Source organism: Prevotella multiformis (genome assembly GCF_018127985.1).
Lineage (GTDB): Bacteria > Bacteroidota > Bacteroidia > Bacteroidales > Bacteroidaceae > Prevotella > Prevotella multiformis.
Genome location: NZ_CP072357.1, coordinates 697,696 through 721,954, shown reverse-complemented (window position 1 = coordinate 721,954; position 24,259 = coordinate 697,696). Strand labels below are relative to the sequence as shown.

General features: G+C 44.2%; 19 protein-coding genes and 1 pseudogene. 16 read left to right on the top strand and 4 right to left on the bottom strand.

What is annotated here, in order from left to right; genetic code table 11:
- The first annotated feature begins 243 nt into the window (after positions 1–243).
- From J4864_RS02900 to J4864_RS02890, 3 genes are all read left to right on the top strand, one after another.
- A complete protein-coding gene (locus J4864_RS02900; RefSeq protein WP_211814526.1) occupies positions 244–897 on the top strand; it encodes a hypothetical protein in 654 nt (217 codons plus the stop codon).
- A 175-nt stretch (positions 898–1,072) separates the two neighbouring features.
- The gene (locus J4864_RS02895) at positions 1,073–3,073 is read left to right on the top strand and encodes an ABC-F family ATP-binding cassette domain-containing protein (RefSeq protein ID WP_211814525.1); all 2,001 of its coding nucleotides are present in this window, start codon (positions 1,073–1,075) and stop codon (positions 3,071–3,073) included.
- A gap of 77 nt (positions 3,074–3,150) precedes the next feature.
- Positions 3,151–5,184 (top strand): M13 family metallopeptidase, encoded by a 2,034-nt coding sequence (locus tag J4864_RS02890; RefSeq protein WP_211814524.1) that lies wholly within the window; start codon positions 3,151–3,153, stop codon positions 5,182–5,184.
- Between the two features lie 378 nt (positions 5,185–5,562).
- On the opposite strand, the gene J4864_RS02885 is transcribed toward J4864_RS02890, so the two are convergent.
- Positions 5,563–6,096: an HD domain-containing protein gene (locus J4864_RS02885; RefSeq protein WP_211814523.1), complete on the bottom strand. Its 534-nt coding sequence runs from the start codon at positions 6,094–6,096 to the stop codon at positions 5,563–5,565.
- Positions 6,097–7,118: 1,022 nt separating this feature from the next.
- On the opposite strand from J4864_RS02885, the gene J4864_RS02880 reads away from it, so the two are divergent.
- From J4864_RS02880 to J4864_RS02845, 8 genes are all read left to right on the top strand, one after another.
- Positions 7,119–8,348, top strand: a complete 1,230-nt coding sequence (locus J4864_RS02880) for a site-specific integrase (RefSeq protein WP_007574545.1) — start codon at positions 7,119–7,121, stop codon at positions 8,346–8,348.
- Positions 8,349–8,376: 28 nt separating this feature from the next.
- Positions 8,377–9,627 (top strand): site-specific integrase, encoded by a 1,251-nt coding sequence (locus tag J4864_RS02875; protein ID WP_211814522.1) that lies wholly within the window; start codon positions 8,377–8,379, stop codon positions 9,625–9,627.
- Between the two features lie 39 nt (positions 9,628–9,666).
- Positions 9,667–10,083 (top strand): hypothetical protein, encoded by a 417-nt coding sequence (locus tag J4864_RS02870; protein ID WP_007574547.1) that lies wholly within the window; start codon positions 9,667–9,669, stop codon positions 10,081–10,083.
- 347 nt (positions 10,084–10,430) lie between these two features.
- On the top strand, positions 10,431–12,125 hold the full coding sequence (locus J4864_RS02865) for a sigma-70 family RNA polymerase sigma factor (RefSeq protein ID WP_211814521.1): 1,695 nt from the start codon (positions 10,431–10,433) through the stop codon (positions 12,123–12,125).
- Between the two features lie 92 nt (positions 12,126–12,217).
- Complete coding sequence (locus J4864_RS02860; RefSeq protein WP_007574549.1) at positions 12,218–13,285, top strand: radical SAM/SPASM domain-containing protein; 1,068 nt, start codon at positions 12,218–12,220, stop codon at positions 13,283–13,285.
- 3 nt (positions 13,286–13,288) lie between these two features.
- Positions 13,289–14,368, top strand: coding sequence for a Gfo/Idh/MocA family protein (locus J4864_RS02855; protein WP_007412263.1), 1,080 nt, complete (start codon positions 13,289–13,291; stop codon positions 14,366–14,368).
- A gap of 23 nt (positions 14,369–14,391) precedes the next feature.
- Positions 14,392–14,919, top strand: coding sequence for a hypothetical protein (locus tag J4864_RS02850; RefSeq protein WP_007367232.1), 528 nt, complete (start codon positions 14,392–14,394; stop codon positions 14,917–14,919).
- 681 nt (positions 14,920–15,600) lie between these two features.
- Positions 15,601–16,131 carry a hypothetical protein gene (locus J4864_RS02845; protein WP_007574550.1) on the top strand — a complete coding sequence of 177 codons (531 nt, stop codon included), beginning with the start codon at positions 15,601–15,603 and terminating at the stop codon, positions 16,129–16,131.
- Positions 16,132–16,207: 76 nt separating this feature from the next.
- Here J4864_RS02845 and J4864_RS02840 read toward each other — a convergent pair whose 3' ends face one another.
- Both J4864_RS02840 and J4864_RS02835 read right to left on the bottom strand, forming a co-directional pair.
- Positions 16,208–16,522 carry a helix-turn-helix domain-containing protein gene (locus tag J4864_RS02840; protein WP_007574551.1) on the bottom strand — a complete coding sequence of 105 codons (315 nt, stop codon included), beginning with the start codon at positions 16,520–16,522 and terminating at the stop codon, positions 16,208–16,210.
- Between the two features lie 27 nt (positions 16,523–16,549).
- Positions 16,550–16,837 (bottom strand): helix-turn-helix domain-containing protein, encoded by a 288-nt coding sequence (locus J4864_RS02835; RefSeq protein WP_007574553.1) that lies wholly within the window; start codon positions 16,835–16,837, stop codon positions 16,550–16,552.
- Positions 16,838–17,190: 353 nt separating this feature from the next.
- Between J4864_RS02835 and J4864_RS02830 the strand changes: the two genes are divergently transcribed.
- The 5 genes and pseudogenes from J4864_RS02830 to J4864_RS02810 all read left to right on the top strand — a co-directional run bounded on the left by J4864_RS02830 (position 17,191) and on the right by J4864_RS02810 (position 22,083).
- Positions 17,191–18,555, top strand: coding sequence for a virulence-associated E family protein (locus J4864_RS02830; RefSeq protein ID WP_211814520.1), 1,365 nt, complete (start codon positions 17,191–17,193; stop codon positions 18,553–18,555).
- Between the two features lie 225 nt (positions 18,556–18,780).
- Positions 18,781–19,769 (top strand): annotated as a pseudogene (locus J4864_RS02825) (toprim domain-containing protein).
- A 2-nt stretch (positions 19,770–19,771) separates the two neighbouring features.
- On the top strand, positions 19,772–20,206 hold the full coding sequence (locus tag J4864_RS02820; RefSeq protein WP_007574558.1) for a DUF3408 domain-containing protein: 435 nt from the start codon (positions 19,772–19,774) through the stop codon (positions 20,204–20,206).
- A 382-nt stretch (positions 20,207–20,588) separates the two neighbouring features.
- Positions 20,589–21,020, top strand: coding sequence for a plasmid mobilization protein (locus tag J4864_RS02815; protein WP_007574559.1), 432 nt, complete (start codon positions 20,589–20,591; stop codon positions 21,018–21,020).
- Entirely contained in the window at positions 21,004–22,083 is a 1,080-nt protein-coding gene (locus J4864_RS02810; RefSeq protein ID WP_007574560.1) for a relaxase/mobilization nuclease domain-containing protein, read from the top strand. Before J4864_RS02815 ends, J4864_RS02810 begins: the two co-directional genes overlap by 17 nt.
- A 524-nt stretch (positions 22,084–22,607) precedes the next feature.
- On the opposite strand, the gene J4864_RS02805 is transcribed toward J4864_RS02810, so the two are convergent.
- Positions 22,608–24,074, bottom strand: a complete 1,467-nt coding sequence (locus J4864_RS02805) for an RNA-binding domain-containing protein (protein ID WP_211814519.1) — start codon at positions 24,072–24,074, stop codon at positions 22,608–22,610.
- Positions 24,075–24,259: the final 185 nt, after the last annotated feature.

The following is a 24,259-nucleotide window of genomic DNA, read 5'->3' as shown; positions in this document are numbered from 1 at the left end:
CATAGACGGAAGCGTGCCGGAGGCTGTCCAGTCTCCGGCACGCCTTGTTTCAGGCATAAGTTTTGCACCCTTTCCTCTAAAGGAAAAGCATTTTCTTCATCCCGCTGGCTTATAAATCACAGTTTTTATGTATATTTGCCCATTGCAAAAGTCCATGGATGGTTGGGATGCAGGAAGCCGCATGCCTGTACATCAGAATGTACCGTCGTGGCCGGGAGGTGTAAGGACTGTAAGAATCATGTTATGTTCAAATTTGTCAGAGAACTCATAGAAAGTTTTAAAGAAGGTGTTGCAGAGGGGAAATCCGAACTCGAAAGCGAGAGGCTGGCCGAGTACGCTCCTTATGAAGCGGCTTTGAAAGTAGGGGAACAGTGCAGTCCGACGGTTGAGAATCTCGCCTTGGCGTTAAGCTGTCCTTTCCGTTCCGTCCTCACTTCTGGTGTCCCGCTGCGTTTGATGGAGTTCGGACACTTGGGAGGTAGTGAAGTTGAGAGCCTGCGGAAGCTGCTCAGAAGAGATTTCGGATTGGATGATGCCGCTGGTGTTTCCAATGCCTTAGACGCATTGGAAGAAGCGCATGACGAGGAAGGCAATCTCGCACGTTCCGTGTTTTTAGCAGGGATGGACCTTTATGTCCTTACCTCTGCCGTGGAAGTAGGATACCTGTCTTTCCACGAAGTCGAAGCCCTCTGCCGTGATAAAATCAACTTCATCAGTATCCATGCAGATTCGTGGCGGCAGTTCGGACAGCTGTTCATGGAGGGTGAGTGCATCAACAACTTCATCGGGAGGCGGTTCCTGAAGAAGAGCGTACAGTCTTTGCTGGAGGAAGATACAAGTCCATGGCGATTTTTTTCATGGGAAAGCATTCCCCGGGTTCTTGGCTCTGTGCCGTGACGGTTGTGATGGGGCTTTTCTATTCAAAATAAGGATGGGGCTTTTCTATTCAAAATAAGAATGTGGTCTCTGCAGGAATACTTTTTTGTCTGTGCGCCAGGAGCTGCATGCAGAGAAGTCCCGCTGAGGACATTATTAAATTTGTTTTTCAATACATAGAAACAGAAGAGAAGAAATGATAGCAATAGAGGGTTTGACGGTGGAGTTCGGCGTGAAGCCATTGTTCAAGGATGTGTCTTTCGTCATCAACGAGCGCGACAGGATAGCCCTGGTAGGCAAGAACGGTGCCGGGAAATCCACGATGCTGAAGATTCTTTGCGGTCTGCAGAAACCTACAGGAGGGACGGTATCTGTCCCCAACGATACGACCGTTGGCTATCTCCCGCAGGTGATGAAGCTGTCTGACGATACGACCGTGAAGGAAGAAACGCGTAAGGCCTTTACCGACACGACGAAGATGGAAGAACGGATCAGGAAGATGGAGCAGGAGATGGCCGAGCGTACCGATTATGAGAGTGACGGGTATGCGGCGCTTGTAGAGCGGTTCACGACGGAGCATGAACGGTATATGATGATGGGAGGAGAGAACTATGAGGCTGAGATTGAGCGCACGCTGACGGGACTCGGTTTTACGAGGGAAGACTTTGAACGTCCTACACGTGAGTTCTCCGGCGGATGGCGTATGCGCATCGAACTGGCAAAGATCCTCCTCCGTCATCCTGACGTGCTCCTGCTGGATGAGCCGACGAACCACCTTGATATAGAGTCTATCCAGTGGCTTGAGCAGTTTCTCTTGCAGAGTGCCAAGGCTGTCGTTCTCGTGAGTCACGACCGTGCCTTCATCAACAACGTCACGAACCGTACGTTGGAGATCACCTGCGGCCATGTGGAAGACTACCGTGTGAAGTACGACGAGTATCTCGTCCTGCGCCGTGAACGCCGCGAGCAGCAGCTCCGTGCCTATGAGAATCAGCAGAAGGAAATTGCCGATACGAAGGCGTTCATCGAACGTTTCCGTTACCAGGCTACCAAAGCGGTACAGGTACAGCAACGCATCCGCCAGCTGGAAAAGATCGTGCCGATAGAGGTGGACGAGGTGGACAACTCTGCAATGCACCTGAAGTTTCCTCCCTGTCTGAGGAGCGGGGATTATCCTGTCATTGCGGAAGACCTCAAGAAGGTTTATCCCAGCAGGCTGCACAGCGACGGGCCGGGACAGACGGTTTTTGAAGACGTGAACCTGACAATCAGAAGAGGAGAGAAAGTGGCTTTTGTCGGAAAGAACGGTGAAGGAAAATCGACTTTCGTGAAGTGTGTCATGGGGGAGATTCCTTTTGAAGGTACACTGAAGATCGGGCATAATGTGCAGATTGGTTATTTCGCACAGAACCAGGCGCAGCTGCTGGATGAAAACCTTACGGTCCATGAGACGATAGACAGGGTGGCGGCAGGTGAGATGCGCCTGAAGATCAACGATCTTCTTGGTGCTTTCATGTTCGGCGGCGAAACGTCTGAGAAACGTGTCAAGGTGCTTTCGGGCGGTGAGCGTTCACGTCTGGCCATGATCAAACTTCTGCTCGAACCTGTTAATCTCCTTATTCTTGACGAGCCGACGAATCACCTTGACATTCCCTCAAAGGAAGTGCTGAAGGAAGCCATCAAAGCCTTTGACGGTACGGCGATCATAGTAAGCCATGACCGTGAGTTTCTCGACGGACTGGTCAGTAAAGTATATGAGTTCGGCGGTGGACGTGTGAGAGAACATCTGGGAGGAATCTATGATTATCTTGAAAGGCTTTCCGCCCTCCCCCCTTTTTCTGCAGAGAAAGGAGGCACCGGCCGTGACCTGCCGGTACGCGATGATCGCCAGTCGCCAGTTTCTTCTCCGAAAGGAAAGGGAGAGGAAGGGACTGGGAATGCCGGAGCCTCTGCCTATGCTGAACACAAGGCCCAGCAGAAGAAGATCCGTAAGGCGCAGCGTGCCGTGGAAGATTCGGAGGCGAAGATAGCAAAACTGGAAGATCGTAAACGGAAACTGGATGAACTTCTCATGGTGCCTGAAAATGCTTCAGATATGGAACTCGTAACGGAATATACCAATATCCAGCGGGAACTTGATGAAGAGAACGACAGATGGATGGTGCTTTCGGAAGAGCTGGAGACGCTCAAGAACTGACCAGTCCCGCTTCCTGTTGCGGAAGAAGCAAGGGGGAGGCTGTAGAAAGGAAGATTTTACTTTTAACTTATTAGAATATGAAAATCAAGACACTTTTACCAATGATGCTCATTGCATCTGCTCCGGTTGCCGGCATGGCGCAGGGCCAGGCAGGTATCAGAGCCGAGAATCTTGACAAGTCCGTCCGTCCGGCTGACGACTTCTTTACGTTTGCCACAGGAGGATGGCAGAAGCGCAATCCGCTCCCTGCCGCATTCTCACGTTTCGGATCGTTCGACCAGTTACAGGAGAACAATAACAAACGTATCAATACGATCCTTACAGACCTGCTCAAGAAGCAGGGAGAAACAGGAAGCGTCGAGAAAAAGCTGGGTGATTTCTATCGGCTCGCCATGGATTCTGTACGCCGTAATAAGGAAGGGATCAATCCTGTCAGACCCTTGCTTGACGAGATGGAAGGTGCAGCGACGCTTTCGGATCTCCGTGCGCTCCAGCTGAAGTATGCCGTCTTTGGCTACGGTGTTCCGTTCGACTACGGCTTTGATGCCGATGAGAAGAATGCGAAAATGAATATCCTCAACATCTCCCAGGGCGGGCTGACCCTCGGGCAGAAAGAGTACTATCTTGACAATGACAAGGCGACGAGCGACATCCGGAATGCCTATCGGAAGTTCATTGCCAATATGTTCCGTCTCTATGGATTCTCCGACAGCCAGGCACAGGCAAGACGTGATGCCGTGATGCGTTACGAGACGATGCTGGCGTTAATCTCTAAAAGCCGTACGGAGCTGCGTGATGTGGAAGCCAACTACAACAAGATGACACTCGAGGAGTTCAAGGCGAAGTACCCGGCAATACCTCTTGAGCAGCTGGCGAATGCGGAAGGCATTAAGAGTGAATATATCCAGTCGATGGTCGTCGGGCAACCGGCTTTCCTGGCAGGTGTCGACAAAATGGCTTCAACCGAGAGCGCCGATGAACTCCGTGCACGTATGGAATGGAGTGCCATCCTCACTTCAGCCAACTATCTGAGCGATGCCGTCCGTGCTGAATATTTCAACTTCTTCAGCAAGACGATGCGCGGGACGAAGCAGGACTATCCTCGCTGGAAACGTGCCACACAGCAGGTGGAAAGGCAGATGGGGGAAGCGCTCGGACGAATTTATTGTGAACGTTACTTCCCCGCAGCAAGCAAGAGACGCATGGAGGATCTTATCGGGAATCTCCGGATCAGTCTTGCCGAACGCATCAGGGCACAGGACTGGATGAGTGAACCGACGAAGCGGGCTGCCCTCGAGAAGCTCTCGGCTTTCTATGTCAAGGTGGGGTATCCCGACAAGTGGAAAGACCTGAGTGGACTCAGGATCGACCCGGCCAGGTCGTATTACGAGAATGTACAGACCTGTCAAAGATTCTGGTCAGAAGATGCCGTCAGGGAGAAAGCGGGTAAACTGGTCGATAAGGATCTGTGGCTGATGACACCCCAGACGGTGAACGCCTATTATAATCCGACGACGAATGAGATCTGCTTCCCGGCAGGTATTCTCCAGTATCCGTTCTTTGACCCCAAGGCGGATGATGCCTTCAATTATGGTGCTATCGGCGTGGTAATCGGACATGAAATGACCCATGGATTTGACGACCAGGGACGTCACTATGACAAGGATGGAAATATGACCGACTGGTGGACTGCGGAAGACGGCAGGAACTTTGAGACCCGTACGGCCAAGTATGCCGACTTCTTCAGTGCCATCAAAGTGTTGCCGGACCTCAATGCAAATGGGAAACTTACTTTAGGTGAGAATCTTGCCGACCACGGTGGTCTCGAGGTTGCCTTCAATGCGTTTGAAAAGACGGCAGAAGCCAGGAAAGGAAAGACCCTCATGGGCTTCACGCCTGAACAGCGCTTCTTCATTGCATACGCTGGCGTATGGGCCAACAATATCACCGAGGCGGAGATACGCAGCCGTGTGAAGAGCGATCCCCATTCCTTGGGCGAGTGGCGTGTGAACGGTGCCCTTCCGCATATTGACGCATGGTACAAGGCTTTTGGTGTGAAGGAGGGCGACAAGCTCTTCATCCCGGAGGCAGATCGCCTGAAGCTCTGGTAAGTAGCTGCATGCAATGAATTATAGGTAAATCTGTCCTTGCTCCGCTGTCGGTCCGGCTTCTTGAAGAAAGGTGTGCAGGCTGTGTGATGGATGGGGAAGGTAGAGCATAAGGCTGGAGGATAGATTTGCAAAGGGCGTGGATGTGGATTTCCAGTCCAATCTTTGCAGATTTTAGAAGAGGGTGTGTCAAAATATTGATTACCTATCGTCTGACCGCCTTTAATCTGTATGGAGAGCCTCTGAAAAACGGAGAAAAGACCATTTCCTTACTCGGAATCGAGTTTTGAAATGGTCTTTTCTTTATTGCCTTGTCTCATGGTGTAAGATTATCAGAAAGAGAATTGCATTCGAACATGTCCTCTTCTTCTTTTCATTGTGTCAGTCGTCTTCCCTGTGGGATGAAGTCTTGTATCCGTTATGGTCGAACATCTGTTTCAGCAGGCGGATACCGGTCCCCGTCCTGAAAATGTGCTTGCAGGCCGAGCTGATGGCATGTTCCGACCATCTGTCCTCATAGAGGTTGACGAGGAAGTCTGCTTCTACAAGAATCTGATAGTCCATCCCCTCAATAGAATTGTACGTATGGTGATGCCCGATGAGGAAGCAGATGCGTTCCGTCTCTTCTTCTGTGAAGTTCTTCATTTGTGTCATCAGTTTCCGCGCTTCCTCCGGCCCCTCTATCTCCTGATACTTGCCGTTGCAGGATCCGTATTTCTGTTCGCTGATGTGGATGCCGATGTCGTGGAGAATGGCAGCAGACTCAAGGATGTCCTGCGTCTTGGCATCAAGTCCTTCGAGTGTCCCGATAGTAGCGGCATAGTCATGTACTTTCATGAAATGCTGAATACGCTTTGGATCTCCTTTGTCGTATTCGGTCATAGCCGCGATGAGCTTTGCATGTTTCACATCCATAGTTGTATATATTTCTATTCGTTTGCAAAAGTAGTCTTTTATTGTTAAAGAAAAGAATTCGGAAGTCTGAATTGACAGATAATCATTGCAGTCTGGCAGACCTTGACAGTCGTAGATGCCTATGCGTGTTCCGTTAAACGAGGATTTCCCTATTGCCTGGGGAAGAAGCGTTCCTTTTCCATCCGATAAGGTTACGTTGGCGGTTGGCAGTACAATGCTGCTTCCACGACAAGCTGCACACGTTCCCGCAGATTGCAGAGGTGTTAGCCCTCAGCACGCCCGGTGTTCGCCGCCGACACGGCATGTGCCGGACATCGGATCATCGGCGGAAGGTGGTGAGTCTGAACTTGCCTTGTCGCTGGAATGCAGACAGGTAAGAGTCCGTGACGGGCTTGTGTGGAAAAGGTTTACCAGACGGCGGTAACGGAGAAAATATGGCTTTCCCGTTAAAGGTATAGATTGGAAATAGAATTAAAGGCTTATGCACTTGCACGGTATGACTATCCAAAATCAGATGGTCTTACAAAGGGGGATAAACTACAGGATAAAATGCAGGAAAGGCGAATTGATGCGACGCCTGTCCATCAGCCTGTCTTTCTGTCTTCTACAAACGACTTATTCCCATACTATCGCTGTTTGTAAACATTTTTATGCAGTTCAAAGCTGACACATGCTCTTTTGGCTTCTAAAAGATGCCTGATTGACTTGCAACAGGTGCTCTTTTAGCGTGTAACTAATCAACGAAAATGAAGAAAAGTCGAAGTTGGCGTAAACTAATTGATAATGAGGAAGAAACAGAACGATTTGCATAGAAGTGCTCTTTTCAAAAAGGGCAGGAATATGCAGATTTAGGCAAAAGTTCAGTTACCAAAGCATTACCTGATTTTGAGATAGGTAACGATGGAGTAATGTTCGGTAACTGAATTATTTTCGCTCGTGTGGCTTTTGCTATGGTCGGCAGTTTTCTGCATAAGTGAGGAACGCTTTAATTCGGGTAACTTTGCCCATAAAAATTAAAGCGTATGAAACAAGAGAAAATGAAGGTGTTGCTCTACCTCAAAAAGAGCGGTCTTGACAAGTCGGGCAAGGCTCCGATTATGGGACGTATCACACTTGGAAGGAATGTTGCCCAGTTCAGTTGTAAACTCTCCTGCAATCCAGAGTTGTGGAATCCCCGTGAGAGTAGAGTGGACGGCAAGAGTCGTGAGGCAGTAGAGATAAACGGCAGGTTGGAGAGTTTGCTGTTGTCTGTTCAGTCGGCTTATCAAGCCTTACTTTCCAAAGGTTGCCCATTTGACGCAACCGATGTAAAGGAACTGTTTCAAGGCAGCGTACAGACACGATGTATGCTTATCGAACGATTGGACATCCTCATCAGGGAGAAGAAAGAACATATTGGAATTGACATTAAGAGAGAAACAATTTCCAATTACTATACTACCCGTAATAATCTTCGGACATTTATCGAAGACAAGTACAAGGTGGAAGATTTGTCTTTCTCGCAACTTACAGAAAATTTCATTTATGATTTCAGGGACTATTACTTGAACAAATTAGGGTTTCAGGAAAGTAGTTTCTATGCAGTTGCATCCCAAATAAAGACCGTATGCAGGTTGGCATACCGTGAAGGATTGGCTGACACCTTATTATTTGCTAATGTAAAGATAGCAAGAGGTGATAAGAAACTCCCAAAGGCACTTGACAGACGTTCACTTGACAAACTAATGAATACCCACTTCGGAGAGTTGGAGGAAGAAATGGAAACAGCAAGGGATTTGTTTGTTTTTGCCTGTCATACAGGTGCAGCCTATTGTGATTTAATGGGATTAAGTAAGACACATCTTGTCCGTGATGATGAGGAAAATCTTTGGATGAAGTTCAATAGGAAGAAGACAGGTGTACTTTGCCGTATTAAGTTGTTGCCCGAAGCGATTAGGATAATAGAGAAGTATCGAAGCGAAGAAAGGGAAAGACTGCTGCCACAGATGAAGTATGCCACCTATCAGTCGTATCTTAAAGCATTGCGCCTTAGAGAGGGTATAGCCTTTCCCTTTACCACGCATACGGCAAGACACACCTTTGCCACGCTCATTACGCTTGAGCAAGGAGTTCCTATTGAAACGGTGAGCAAGATGCTCGGACATAGCAATGTAAGCATGACCGAGCGTTATGCAAAGGTTACACCCCAAAAACTCTTTGAGGAGTTTAATCGTTTCCGTTCTTTCACGGAGGATATGCAGATGAGTATTTAGCAATAGACATATTAAAACTAAAATCATAATGAGAAGTACATTCAAGATACTGTTCTATATCAACAGACAGAAAACTAAGGCAGACGGCAATACCGCCATTCTCTGCCGTATCACCATAGACGGAAAGAACACAGCCATTACCACAGGAGAAGAGTGTAAAGTCTCCGAGTGGAACTCCAAACAGGGTTTGACAACCAATAGGAAGACCAACCAAAGAATCAATGAGTTCAGGGAATTGATAGAAAAAACCTATCGGGACATATTGACGAGGGACGGAGTGGTAAGTGTGGAACTTATCAAGAACAGTTTGCAAGGCATTGCCACTAACCCCACCACGCTCCTTGCCATGAGCAAGGCGGAACTGCAAGCCGTCAAGGAAAGCGTTGGAAAGTCAAGGGCAGAGGGGACTTATCTGAACCTTTACTATTCTGATAGAAATCTCCGAGAATTTATCGATAACAAAGGAGTACAAGACATATCTATCGCCACCATTACGGAGAGTTTGTTTGAGGAATACCGCTTCTTTCTTAAGAAGCGTGGGCTGAAAGCATCGACTGTCAATACCAATCTCTGTTGGCTGAGCCGACTGATGTTTCGTGCGGTGAGCAGGAGGATTATCCGCTGCAATCCGCTTGATAACGCCAAGTATGAGAAGGATGAAAAGAAGATACGCTTCTTGCAAAAGGGCGATGTAATGAAACTTATGGCAATGAGTATGAATGACAAGGAAGCAGAGTTGGCAAGACTGATGTTCATCTTTTCCTGCTTCACAGGCTTGGCTATCTCAGATATGGAGAATTTGAAATACAAGCATATCCAAACGGCAGCGGATGGACAGATGTATATACGCAAAGAGTGTCAGAAGACAAAGGTTGAGTTTGTCGTGCCGTTGCATCCCATAGCGGAAGCTATCATCAACTATTATAGGAAAGAGCAGGCAAGAAACGAAGAACAGCAGACGGTGAAAGAAAAAGGCGACAGCCTTGTCTTTCAACCTCATTGCAGCCGTAGTGTGATTGGCAAGAACCTGAGCATCGTGGGTAAGGCTTGCGGTATCCGTCAAAGACTTTCGTACCACATGGCAAGACATACGTTTGGCACGATGTGTCTAAGCGCAGGAATACCTATTGAGAGCATAGCCAAGATGATGGGGCATGCCTCCATATCAAGCACGCAGATTTATGCGCAGGTAACGGACAACAAGATTTCAAAGGATATGGACAGGCTTATAGCCAAACAATCGGCAATTAAGAGAGGTATTGCGGAGAGAGATTTGTGAACTTTCGGATATTATAACCTATAAAATGGAGGAAACGGCATGAGGACAAACAACAATTTAAAAATAAGAACAAACGCTGCCAATCAACGCAGTTATTTTGGTTGGTCTGATGGAATGCAGGTCGTTCGCAAGGGATATGGTGAAATAGCCATGACGGAGAACGAACTCGTGAATTTCTTCGGTGTAACATGGAGAAAACTCAATTACAGACTGCAAATATTGGTGAAGTCTTCCAATCTGCACCCTGATGAAAGGAGTGCAGGCGAGGAAAATATTTATGCAAACAAACAACTAAAAGGTTATGCTCCGCTCTATCCGCTTCCAATCATCATTGCCCTATCCTTTCAGCTGGACAGCACGGAAGCGCATTTGTTCAGAAGTTATATCTGCCATACGGTACAACGACCGATGGCTACCATAACACCGATATTCCTGATAGGCAACACGGATAACTGATGACAATACTTCTTTTTCTTTCACCGAATTATATCTTACTACATAACTACAATAAGGGATAATTCGGTGAAAGAAAAAGAAGTATTGTGTAGTTAGTAAGATAAATATGTAACTACTACTTAAACACTACATACTACTCCTAATTATAAACTTCCAATTAATAATATGCTATTTGCCATTAAATTCGTACTTTTGCAAAGTGACATACCGAAATAACATAATGCTTTTGCAAAGTCTCTCTTGTGTTATAAAAAGTTAAAACAAAGAAATTTAACAAAAGTTTGTGCAGTCTTTTGGGCTAATAGACTCCTTTAGACAAAAAGGGATATTCCCTTGCTTAAAATAACATGATACAGATTGACGCTTGTAAAAAAGGGGATAAAGAAGCTCTTGGAGAACTATATACGACATATGCCAAGAGACTTTTAGGCGTATGTCGGCATTATGTAAAAGATGATAATTCAGCTCACGATATTTTGCATGATGCATTTATTATAATCTTCATGTCTATCCAAGATTTGAAAGATGAATCAAAATTGGAAGGTTGGATGATAACAATCGTAAGAAATCTATCCTTAAAATATCTCCAAAACACAGAAAAAGAAGCCATACCCTTATCTTGCTTGAATATAGAAATTCAGGAAGCAGCATGTGAGGAACAGAAAAAGATAGAGTTCGGACTATTGTTGTCAGCGATAGAGTCCTTACCAGAAGGGAATCGTGAAGTTTTCAAGCTCTCAGTCTTAGAAGGTCTTTCCCACAAGGAGATAGGAGAACAGCTCGGCATCAATCCGCACAGTTCTTCTTCCCAGTTATTCAGGGCAAAGAAAACATTGCGTGCAATGCTGATTAATTATTGGATGCTCTTCCTGCTTCCAATTCTGATACCGGTTTATATCTATTTCGTAACGAGAGATAAAACTGTTGAGACTTCCGATAACGGACCTACTGCTACAAACACTCATAAGAGTCAATCAAAATATGTTCAAAAAGGATTAGGAACTCTGAAGAAAGAAGAGTCAAGATATTCTACCTCGCCAAATATTAACGGTAATAATAGAAGAAGTTCTGCAGGTACAATTATTTCTAAAGAAAATATAATTTCGCAAGTGTTAACTGACAGTACTGAAATAGAACAACGAGCATTACTATTCAACGTAGACTCCCTGCAAAAACATTTGGCTATAGGTATCGGAACAAACGATTCTTTATACTGCATTCCACAGACACCACAAGATAAGATGATAGCATTGAATGAAAGTATGTCGCCTAGTGTCAGCAATAAGAAGAAATACCCATGGACATTTAACTTCGGCTATTCATCTAATGCCGGAGCAAATGGAGCCATGTCCAATTTGAACTACCTATCAGTAGTAGATTACGCTAATGGTGGGGCTGCGGCCAAATTATATACATGGGATGATTATGTAAATTATTTAGTTCGGAACAATGCACTGATGGATTCCGTCGAGAGGGCAAAAATGTCATGGATAGCACTGAATAATGCAACAGAGGGCAACGCTTCCTTAGGTGAGAAGGCGCATCACTACCGCCCCCAGACCTTTAGTTTGTCGCTCAACAAGCAACTAAGTTCCCATTGGACTTTTGGAACAGGATTGACTTACACAAGAATGAAGTCTGATTTTGAGAGTGAGTTTCATGGTGCGACCTTGTTGAAGACCCAGAAGATTGATTATGTGGGCATACCATTGCGATTGACCTATCGTATATGGAGCAAGGGACGATTCAATGCCTATACGACCGGTGGAGTGACATTCGAGATGCCAGTTCACAGTTCACTTGATAAGAAGTATATCATAACGTCTGACTCGTCCTACACGTTAAAGAGTGACATCAAGCCACGTTATCAGTGGTCTGTGAACTTAGGTATCGGTGTTCAGTATAGGCTATTCAAACCTTTCAGTCTGTATTTAGAACCTAACATGTTCTATTACTTCGGGAATGGCAGTGGCCTTGAAACCTACCGCACAGAGCATCCGTTCATCATAACAGTACCATTTGGATTGCGGCTTACTTGGTAAATGAAATAAATAGATAAAAAAGTCATAAATATTGTGCAGTCTTTTCGTGGTTTTCTGCTCTTAACAATAAAAGACAAAACTCAAAAGAAAGAATGTACAGTATTTATGACTACATCCACAACGGAATAGTATTTGCCAACAATGTAATACGCAGACGGCATAAGGAACTTACTTCCTTGATGATATATTCCACTACCAACTGCCAGTCACGTTGCAAGCACTGTTCCATTTGGAAGAAACCTACGGAAAATTTAAGATTAGACGACATCATCAAGATAATGAACAGCAAATGTATAACGAAACGCACGACGGTCGGCTTGGAGGGAGGTGAGTTTATCCTTCATCCCGAAGCAGACAAGATATTGGGATGGTTTGACGAACATCACCCCAACTATACTTTGCTGTCTAATTGTCTTGCGGTAAACAAGGTAATATCTGCCGTAAAAAATCATCACCCCAAGCATCTGTATATTTCACTTGACGGCACCAGAGAAACCTATCTCTATATGCGTGGCAGGGATGGATATGATAAGGTTATTGAAGTTATAGAGGCGTGTAGGGATATTGTCTCCATTTCCTTGATGTTTTGCCTTTCTCCGTGGAACTCGTTTGAGGATATGAAGCATGTCATAGATTGTGCCAAGAAATATAGCATAGACGTGCGTATTGGCATTTATAGTACAATGTCATTCTTTGACACGACCAAGGACTTGATGGAAGCCAATGATGATAATTTCATTCGTCAGATACCTTCATCCATACATCAAACGGATGAAAATTTTGATTTTGTGGCCCTGTATGACGAATGGAAGAATAACAGGCTGAAACTGAGGTGCCATAGCATTTTCAGTGAGTTAGTCATCCATTCCAATGGTGATGTCCCGTTGTGCCAGAATTTGGACGTGGTCTTGGGCAACATCCATGAGAACACGCTTGACGAGATATTCAATTCAAAGGAAACCTGTAAGATTCAGTGTCAACACTCCAAAGCGTGTAATCAATGCTGGATAAACTATCACCGGAAGTATGATATTATCCTGTTGAGAAATCTGGAGATAATGTTTCCCAAACGGCTGATAGAATTGTTTTACGGAAAATATCAATGGACCAGCAACACGCAAATCACCTATAAGGAACATTTCAAGCAAATAACAGCGTAAACTATGGGATATATAGACAAAATCATCGGCAGATACAAGAATATGCGAAGCATAAGGGAACTGAACCATATCTACACCCAACAGTATGCTCTTGTAGGTCTTGGCAATCATTGTGTCAGCAATCTGTTGCCCGTGATACAATATCTTCAGTTGCCATTGAAATACATCTGCTGCACCTCGGAGAAGAAAGCCGGGCTGATTTCTCAAAAGTACAAGGGAGTAAAAGGTACGACTTCTTTACAAGACATCTTGAATGATGATACGGTTTCGGGAGTCTTTGTGGCTGCTAATCCACATTCGCACTTTCATATAGCAAACGAAGTCATTAAAGCAGGGAAGTCCTTATTCATAGAGAAACCACCGTGTGAGAACGAGAGGGAACTAAAGTCTTTGACCGATACCGTCAAATTATACGGGTCACAACATATCGTTGTCGGACTGCAAAGACGTTTTGCCCCAGCCACTCAAATCCTGCAAAAACAATTGAGAATTGGAGGGGAACGGCACTATCATTATCGCTATCTTACGGGGTTATACCCGGAGGGTGATGCCATGCTCGACCTGTTCATCCATCCTCTTGACTATGTTACGTTTCTCTTTGGTAAAGCAAGGGTAAAGGCAGCAGAGGAAATGTGCAGCAAGGATGGTGCCCAGACCTTATTCATTGTGTTGGAGCATCAAGGTATAACAGGGATGCTGGAACTATCAACGGATTACTCTTGGCAGGATGCACAGGAACAATTAAGTATCAGTACGGACAAAGGACAATATGTATTGGACAGAATGGAAAGACTCGATTTTTCCCCAAGACACTCTGCTATATGGGGAATCCCATTGGAAAAAGTATTCCAAAATAATGCAACTGTTGTCAGCCTATACGGAAGGAATGGTTTTGTACCAACGGTTGGGAATAACCAAATTGTGTCACAAGGGTTCTTCTCGGAAATTCAAGCGTTTGCCGATATGGTTGAAAACAGATGCAAGGATAATCATGTCTTTGGCTTGGAAAGTGTTAAGCATGTTTATTCCTTAATGGCAGAAATAAAGAAGTATATGAACATAATTGACGATCACATATTATAATAACTAATTAAATCCAACAAATTATGAAAAGGTACTTTTGTGTATTACAAGCGTTCATCTTCTCGTTGCTGTTTATTGGTTGCAGCAATGAAGATGAGTCTGCTTCAACTCCCACAGTGCAAGCATCGAAAACGGAATTGTTTGCTATAGGGACAGCCCGAATGACAAGAGCCGCTTCAAGCCCCTATCTCTTTACACTTGACAACATCAAGTCTTTCAACGCGCAGACCCGTGAGATTATTTTTCAAGATTTTGAGCCGACAAGTCTGCTCTTTCCCATTTATCGTAACATAGAAATACATTCGTATGGTAAGGTTCTACTCCATATCTCAACGTTTGTGTCATCTTTCAATAGTCAAATCTTCACAGACTTATCATTAGTTTCAGAATCTGGCAAGTTTTATCTGAGTGACTGTTACCCACGCAATATTGAGGACAATAGTCAATATGTTAAAGAGAACAAGGCCATTCAAAAAGCAAAAGAAAAAAGAGCGGCAGAATGGGGAGAGTTTCTCTCAATACTCAAAAAACACGGGAAGTTGATTGAATAGTAAACACTATCCATAAAATGTATGTCTTTATTGCGGATTTCAGCCCTTTTTGATTATCGTATCAAAGAGGGCTATTTTTTTAAGGGGGCATGATATTCTCTAACCACAGTATTTGTTTATTCATTGCCCTTTATACCATTATATTGTATCACGAATAAAAGGGAATATCACTTGGACTTTGTGCACCTTCAGGTATGATATTTTATAGCCATTTCCACTTCATTTCTCCTCATATCCTCCTACAAACCGTCTGATAAAGTTAAATAATTGGTTGGTTGGTCGGTTGCGCTTTGAGGATTCTCGAAATACAGATTTTTTGATTATATTTTTGCAAGCAAGAAACGAGTCATTGACATTTTTCAGTTCAGTGATAATTTTAATTTGTCTAAATTATAAAACATGAATGATCAATTTCTTGCAGGTGATTTATCATGCTTCGTGTTTTTAGGAGGCCTTTCTACTCTCAAATGTCAAGGCAATGGAGCTTTGGCATATAAAATTTATCATTTATGTATAAAGTAAAAAGGGGTATCCATCCTACAACATGACACAAATCATGATTTAGGCTTGGAAAGTGTCAGATACGTTTATTCATTAATAACAGAAATACGTAATAATATAAGCAAGAAATAACTTGTAATTACGTTTATATAAATATCAACATATAAAATCCTTGTAATTATGAAAAAAGTATTTTACAGCCTAATCCTTTTCTGTGGATTATCTGCATGTTCCTCTGAGAAGGTATCTCTTGAGCCATTAAGAATTTATGATGTCGCAAATTCTAATTGTAAGTTAAGCATCTCTCCGACAGATACACGTCCTGACTTCTATGCAGAAAACAATGCTATTCCAGCAAAATTAAGTATAGAGTTGGACAAAGACGGTATAGCCCAGTGTCTACTGGAAGATTTGAAAGCCAACTGTTCCGTAAGAAAGATTTATGTGAATATTGCTAATCAAGATAATCAGATAACCCTTATCGTGTACCATAATGTCCTTGATGCACTGGCTGATTGTATTTGCAAATACGACGTTAATTTTAAGATTAGCAAATTGACATCTGGTAATTATAACCTGAAAGTGTACTATGCCAGACCAAACATGAAATATGAAGAATCTAATATTGCATATAATGGACAGGTAAATATTGCCCAGAATAAAAAAGTCTTTGTAACATTCAATCCAGAAGTAGGTTTACCTGAAAATTAAAGATGTAGATATAAGTATCTATTCAATACATGGCACTTGGGCTGGTATATATCAACTCAAGTGCTATGTGGCATTGTCAATATTTCAACCTCATCTTATCTTTTTCCCTGTAGCTATTTTTTAGCATTCTCTCTAAATCTGACACCTTATAGAGTATCTTCCCAGCAAACTGCGTGTAGGGGATAATCCTCCTGTCCCGATAGTCCTGCAAGGTGCGGGGGCTGATATACAGCAGCTCGCACACCTCCTTGCCCGTTAGGAAATGTTCTCCACCAAACAGCGGTTTGTGGGTTTGTGCTACTTCCTTTATCCTTCTACTTACACTGCTGATAGCGGACAGCACCACCTGCATGTCGTCAGCCTCCATGTTTAAGTCCCTTACCTGTTCCATCGTTCTCTTGTCTTATTTCTCGTTCTTTTATTTGTCTGTTTTTGATTTCTCCGATTTTGTCTGTAACAGCCATTCTACATCCTCACGCTTGTAGTAGCACTTATGCCCGATTTGGGCAAAGGGCAAGACACCCGTATCACGATAGTGCTGTAAGGTACGCTTGCTGATGTTGAGCAGCCTGCACACATCCCCGTTGTGCAGCCAATCGGTATGCCTGCTTTGTTCCCCGAATGCCTTGTGGCATGTCTCGGCAAGGCTGAGTATCTCGTTCCTCAGCTTTGCCCAGTTTGAATCCGTAATGATAAAATATCCCATAATTTTATTGTTGTTTTGTTTGTAATTCCTTTTTGTATTGCGCCTTAATGCACGTTTCTGTCTGCAAAAGTATGATGTGTTTGCCATACTTCAAAGCACGAGAGAGCAGCAAGGAAATACAGGGAAAAACAAGGAAAAGACAAAAGGATTGTCGCTCTCTTTCTTTGCCTCCATACTCCATTTTATCATATCCGTTTTATCTGACGCAATGCTATTCGGATTGGAGCAAATAAACACATTCCTTTCTTGCATCATTTCTATACTTGTCCTCTTGTTTGGGGCTTAAATCCATGCTTTCCGACAGTTTCCTACCTGAAATCTGTGAGAAATTCATTGCCAATGTGCGCAACATTATGCAAGCACTCTCCGAATGCTTGGCACTTTCCTGTTCTCTTCATAACTTCACTCTCAGAAACCAAACCAATCATATAATGAAGAAGAATGCAGATAAAGGCAAATCTGAGGGCGGAAACAGCGAATTTCATACAAGAAGGAAGTTTTCCAAGAACTCGGAGATAGAAGCCTATCTCTCCACTCACTACGAGTTCAGATACAATACGGTATTGGGAAGAACCGAATATCGTAGCAAGAATGATGCTCACTTCTCAAAGGTGGGTCGCTATGAAATCAATACACTCCGCAGGGAGATAGACAATGACATCGGGATAATAACCTCATCGGATAACCTGTACTCCATCATCGAGAGCAGTTTCTCTCCACGCATCAATCCCATACAGGAGTATTTCAAGGCATTGCCATTGGTGGATATAGGCTGTGATGAAGGTAATAGTAGTATCTCCTCTCTTTCACTGAAAGCCATTCCCGAACTGGCAAGTTGCGTTGTGGTGCGCAATCATGAAAAATGGCTACCATATCTCACCAAATGGCTCGTGGCAGTAGTTGCCAATGCTATGGACGATCGTGAGTGCCGTAACCACACCTGCCTCGTGCTGACAGGTGAGCAGGGAAAGTTCAAGACAACATTCTTGGATTTATTATGCCCTCCTATCCTGCACAGTTACAGCTATACGGGCAAGATATATCCGCAGGAGAAGGACACGCTCACCTATATCGGGCAGAATCTTATCGTAAACATCGACGACCAACTCAAAGCACTCAACAAGCGTGACGAGAATGAACTGAAGAACCTCATCACTTGCCCGATGGTCAAGTACCGCATGCCCTACGACAAGTATGTCGAGGAACATCCCCACTTGGCAAGTTTCGTGGCATCAGTGAACGGCAACGACTTTCTGACAGACCCGACAGGCAGCAGACGGTTTCTGCCCTTTGAAGTGCTGTCCATTGACATTGAGGGGGCCAAGAGTATATCTATGGACAGTGTCTATGCTGAAGCCCAAGCCCTGCTCAGCGCAGGTTTCCGCTATTGGTTTGACGATGATGAGATAGCAGAACTATACCAGGAGAGCGAGGAGTTTCAAGTGCAGACCGCAGAAACGGAACTGCTATTGCGCTGCTTCGAGAAGCCAACTGATGATAATCCCCGTTGCTCCTATATGACCACTACGGAAATCCTTACCTATCTGGGTATCTATACACGGCAGCCCCTGACTTCCAAACGTATGGGAGAAGCCCTTAAAAGGGCTGGCTTTGAGAAAGTGAGCAAGCGGCGTGAGGGTGGCAGTCCTATTTATGTGTATAAGATAAGGAAGATACTCCCTTGTCCCTTGCCAAGTTATTGCAGCAACCAAATGTAGTAGCCGTATGTCGTAAGTTCGTAGTATGACTTGGTACTACAAAAATATATTGTAAATCAATTACTTAACTTAAAACAATATGTAGTAAGAAGAAAGATGAAAAAGTTTGGAGGGGAAAAACTTCAGAAAAGAGTTTTTCTTTCAACTACCATTCAAATATCATTCAAACACACTATTGTCATTCAAACAAAAATTATTTAATCAATTCAATTAAAACATATCACAATGAAAGAAGAAGATTTATCACTCATCAAGCGATACTCTATCGTAGAGTATCTTGAAAGGAAAGGTTTCAAACCTGTACGTAGGACACCTTCCTATGCGCTGTACCGCTCACCACTCAGAGAGGAAACGCATCCGAGTTTCAAGGTGGACACAGAGAAGAACCTTTGGATAGATTATGGCGAAGGTAGGGGTGGAAGTATCATCGACCTCTGTATTCGTATGGAGGGCTGCACGCTATCTGAAGCCATCCGCCGTTTGGGGCAGAACGCTCCCGATGATGGCACATATAGCTCTCTTAATGACTTCGTGTCAAATAATTCCCAGCCTGTGATGGTTGTAAATGGAGCAAGGAGACTGATAGAAATATCAGACACTCTGCCACCACATTTTCAGGAGTACCTTACAAAGGTGCGTTGCATCAACTTGGAAAAGGCTATGCCTTTCCTCAAATGTATCAGCTATGAGGTAAGGGGCAGGCGCTATCAAGCCATTGGCTTTGCCAATCTCTCTGGCGGCTATGAGCTTCGGGACGACAAGACGTTCAAGGGAACGATAGCCCCGAAGGACATTACTCCGATATTCACGGATAAGATAACGGACAGAATGCAACCAATCTGTGTATTCGAAGGGTTTATGGACTTTTTATCTTTCCTTTCAATGAAAGAAAAAGTTGTCAACCGCTGCCTTGTGATGAACTCCGTGAGCAACGTGGCAAGGACTATCCGCTATTTGAATGACCGACACCTCACCCATATCCGTGTGCCTTCCTTGACAATGATGAAGCAGGACGGAGGGCTGTTCAAGATTTCATAAAGGCAGGCTTCCATGTTGAGGACATGAACATACATTTCCAAGACTTCAAGGATCTCAACGATTTTCATGTCAGCCGTGTCCGTGAGCAGCAGAAACGGAAAGCGCAGGAACAGACACACATATCAATTACAGGACAAAACAAGAAATCAAAACAGATTAAACTTAAAATGAAATAGAAATGGAAAAGGAAACTATGATGAGCGACAAAGACCTTTCATGGTTCTTGGGTGTGGAAGATGAAACAGAGAACGAATCTACTTCACAAGAAGCGACTGCGGTTCCTGAAAGAGAAAGACCAACAAACAAGCAGGACACAGAGAATACCATGCACTCCGAGCCTGCAAGGAATGCTGAGAACGTAACCGTTCAGAAACGCATCAGTGCCAAGATGAGAAAGAAAACACTCGAAGCCTACAAGCAAGCCTATCTTGTGCCGACTAAGTTGAACAACCGGAAGGCGGTCTATCTGAGTAGGGAAACGCAGGAACGTGCCGACTTCATCGTGCGTAGATTAGGCGACAGAGGCAGCAACCTTTCAAGCTTTGTTGAGAACATCGTTCGTCAGCATCTGGATGAATATGGAGAAGACATAGAGAAATGGAGAAGGTTATAAACCGCAGGAAGGGGGCGAGGGATGAATTTCAAAAGATTTATTTCCCGCTCTAATCCTACTATCGCATTAAAATATGATGTCATATTCTCGTAAATGAGACGTCATATTTGGGCAAATATGACATCATATTTTTAGCAAGCAGACATCTGAATAATGAGAACACCACGAACACAGTTAAACACAGAATGCACGGCATTCACTTTTCGACTGCAAAACGCCTCGTGCGTAAATGGTCTTATCACTGACATTGCAAGACGTCAGTTTGTACCCACAAACTGCTCTTGCTCCCCTTGTCAGACTGTCGGGGAGGTTAGACCGTAATTACTCCGTTCTCATCGGTCAGTGTTCAGAATTTAAGAAACAATGAAAAGAGGACTTTTATATGAACAGATATAATAAAAAGACTGCCAAATGGCAGCAACAGAATAAGGAAGAGCAAAAGATGAACAAGACGGAGTTCATCAAGGTAAGATGTACCTTAGAGGAAAAGCAACGTATCAAGTCAAAGGCAGAAAGTACGAGGCGGAAATTCTCAGACTACTGCCGTGAGATACTCCTAAATGGAGAAGTGGCTACTGTTCCTAAGATGACCGACAATGAAAGGGAAGCTATTGCCATACTCCAGCATACGGGCAGGTTCTATGGGCAGATTTCCAACCTTATCAAAGTAAAAGACGAGAGGTGGGTACATATTACACAGAACCTTTCCTTATTTGCAAAAGAGGCATTTAAGCGATTCTACGACCCTCATTTTCGTGTGGACGATGAGATATATAAGGTCTTAAATATGACAAGAGATGATAGGAAAGTGTAAGGCAATAGCGCACGGCAGCAATGCGCTGGAGTATATTTTCCGGGAGGGCAAGCTTGGCAATCGGCTTGCCTTTCACAATCTTTGCAGCAGGGAACCGAAGGCTATCTACGAGGAAATGAAAGTGGTCAGCGATTACAACACACGATGCAGAAACAAGTTCCTCCGCATCGAAATCGGTATAGCACCACAGGATGAGGAAAAGCTGTCCGTTTCTGGACTCATGCGGATAGCCCATCTGTTTGCCAACCAAATGGGACTTAACAACCACCAATGGGTAGCAGTAACGCATAAAGATACCGACAACAGGCATATTCATATCATTGCCAACCGCATCAGTCTGTACGGAGAGGTCTACGATACAACCTTCGTGAGCAACAGGGCAGCAAGAGTGGCGGAGGAAATCAGCCGCTCGAAAGGCTTGACTATCGCAAAGGAGGTCAGGGCGGAAAGAAAGCATCAGAAAGCAAAAGCCAATCCTACGAGAGAACAGACCAAGCAACAAATACAGAAGATTTGCTATGCCCTACTTGAAAAATACAAAGGCACAGGCATCACGGGACACTCCATGTTCCTCTACGACCTTAACAAGAGTGGTGTAACCATCGAACGCTTGAAGAACAAGCAGGGCAAAGTATATGGTTTGAAGTTCTCCCACTGTGGCCAGACATTCAAAGCTTCTGAAATCGGCAGAGAGTTCGGATACCGTTCCTTGCAGAAGAACTTTGAGATAGCCAATAAAGCCGAAACAAAGGAGACGATAACAAAAGCTCACACAATAGCAGATAAGACTACAAAGAATAAAGTTCAATCAGACACAGGCTATCAACTTGTTCCTCCCAGTCGTTCATACATACCGCCTACAAAAGCAAACGAAAGTTCATCTATTGCACAAGCCGTAGGAAATGTAGCAAGCACCGCCTTGAATGCAGCCGAAGAAATGATTTCGGGGGCAGGTGGACTTATCAATCCACAGACACACGGTGATGATTATGCCGAGATGGCATGGCAACATAAACTTAGGAACCAAATCAAGAAAAAGAAGAAGCGAGGGAGAAGTATATAACAGCTCCTATCTATTTCCAATCGCTCAAAAACTCAATGATGAAGTAAAAGAGCGAAATTCTTATCAAAAACGCTTGTTATTCAAAGCAAATGATTATCTTTGCAAACAGAATAACAAGCGTTCTTTGTTGATGTAGAAACATGCGATTAATAGCACTTCGCTCGTTTCCAAATCGTTACCTGTTTAGTTTGTATCACAAGGTAACTTCTTCTTTATCAATTAGATACATTTTAAGAATTATCTTACGACGTTACCAACGCCCTTTTGAAGTCCAATCAAGTACCTTTTGCGGACGGCTTAATAACCTATTGATTGACTGTTGGTTACAGACCTGATTTTTGCACGCTTTGTTTTTATTTGCAGTTGATTTATTTGAAATTATGTAATGACTTTTCAAAATCTTGTCTGTGTTTTCACGTATTAAAATGAAAATGGTTTTGTATCGGAGGATGATAACAGCACAGACGGTTGACGGTCTTGGCTATGTCTCTGATTAAAATGGAAGAACCGAAAATATCACAGCCTCAATAAAGTGAGGTTGTGATATAAGTCTGTCTCGGACTGTTGGGACTCTTCCTGTCTGTAGGTTCCAGTAAATGTGCATCCAGCAGATGTGTGAGAATCCTTCGACGGAAACTCGTCCGGCTTTTATATCCTGTCAGTTCCATCATGTTGAGTATCGATTTGGGTGTCATGCAGAACCTGAGGATCTTCTCTGCACGTTCTTTTTCTTCCTTGGGAAGTTCTGGACAGTATCGCTCTATACTGGAAATGCGCCTTGACGGATGGCCATATTCCATTATGGGCTCGGACACCATGTCCGGCATGTCATACGAAACAGGACGGTAAAGTACACATTTGAATTGGTTTCCCGATTCGTCATTGATGAAGTCGATCTTCGGATACTCGTTCATGGCGCGGATGATACCCGAACCCAATCCGCGGTAAAGCATCGTCTTCGCACAGAAACTTGCCATCAGACGGTTGCGTATGAAGCTGTTGCCGAGCTTTATGTCGTCTACATCCATTCCTCCAGGCAGTTTGCCGGGAGATATGATTTCCACCCGGTTGTCGAAGATGAGCAGACGGATAGCGGCTGGTTTCAGATAGTCGCGATGGACGAGTGCATTCTGCAGGACTTCTTCCAAGGCGATCTCTGAAATCTCCAGGTGACCAACGGAATTGAAGTTCTGTCCGTCCTGTAAGGCATGCAGATTGCTTCGGAGGAACGACATCCCTTCGGAAAAGAGCCTTGGAATCGTCCCGTCAATGTCTCTGCTGTCCCGATAGCTGGTACTTCCGATGCTGTTGCCGTAGAATGAAACCGCCTTAATGACCATTTCCGGACGGAACATCTGCGGCATGTTGCCGAAATAGAGAAGTCCGGCCAAGGTCAGCCTGCCGTCTAAGGTCGTGATCTGCATGTTGCGCATCAGGGCTTCAAAAGGGAGGCTGAAGTCGGAGGCTTTCTTGTGGAACACTTCCATGAGGTACTTGTCTACCAGCCATTTGTCAAGGTCTGCGATGCTTGTATGCTTTACGCCTTCTTCATCAGGATGATAAGTACCAGATTCGTAGAACAGCTCCAGAAGTTCATTGTTCTCTGTAATACGTCGTTTGTCTGCTCCCTGTTTGACGAAAATATTCCCGCTGATGTCCTTGTAAGGCTTGCTTATGCCTTCCTTGACATGTATGACAAGTAGTTTCTTGCCTTCAATGGCTACGGTTTCACTTTCTACATAAAGCGTAGGGCGAATGTTCTCGTTGGCTGTATTGCCTACTTGGCCGCTGATTCTCTGTATCTCTTCGTAGCTTAATCCTTTGACTTTACCCGACTTGTCTTCTACACCGAAGATGAGGTAGCCGCCTTTGCTGTTTGCAAATGCGACAATCTCGTCTGCAATGGCAATGTCTTTGCTGAAGTGTTCTTTGAACTCAACGCGGCTGTTCTCTCCTAATGAGATGATTGTTTTTAGTTCTTCTGCATCCATGGGGGCTTATCACTTTCTGTTTGGTTAAGTACTTGCCTTTACTTGTCCACAAAGGTATATAAAATAAGCTTTTTCGGTTAAGTAAATCCTTTATTTAACATTAAATTAACAATATTCTTGTCTTTTTCTCTTGTTACTTAACCGTAAATGGATAGATTTGGTCAAGAAAATATGTTGTTGGCCAA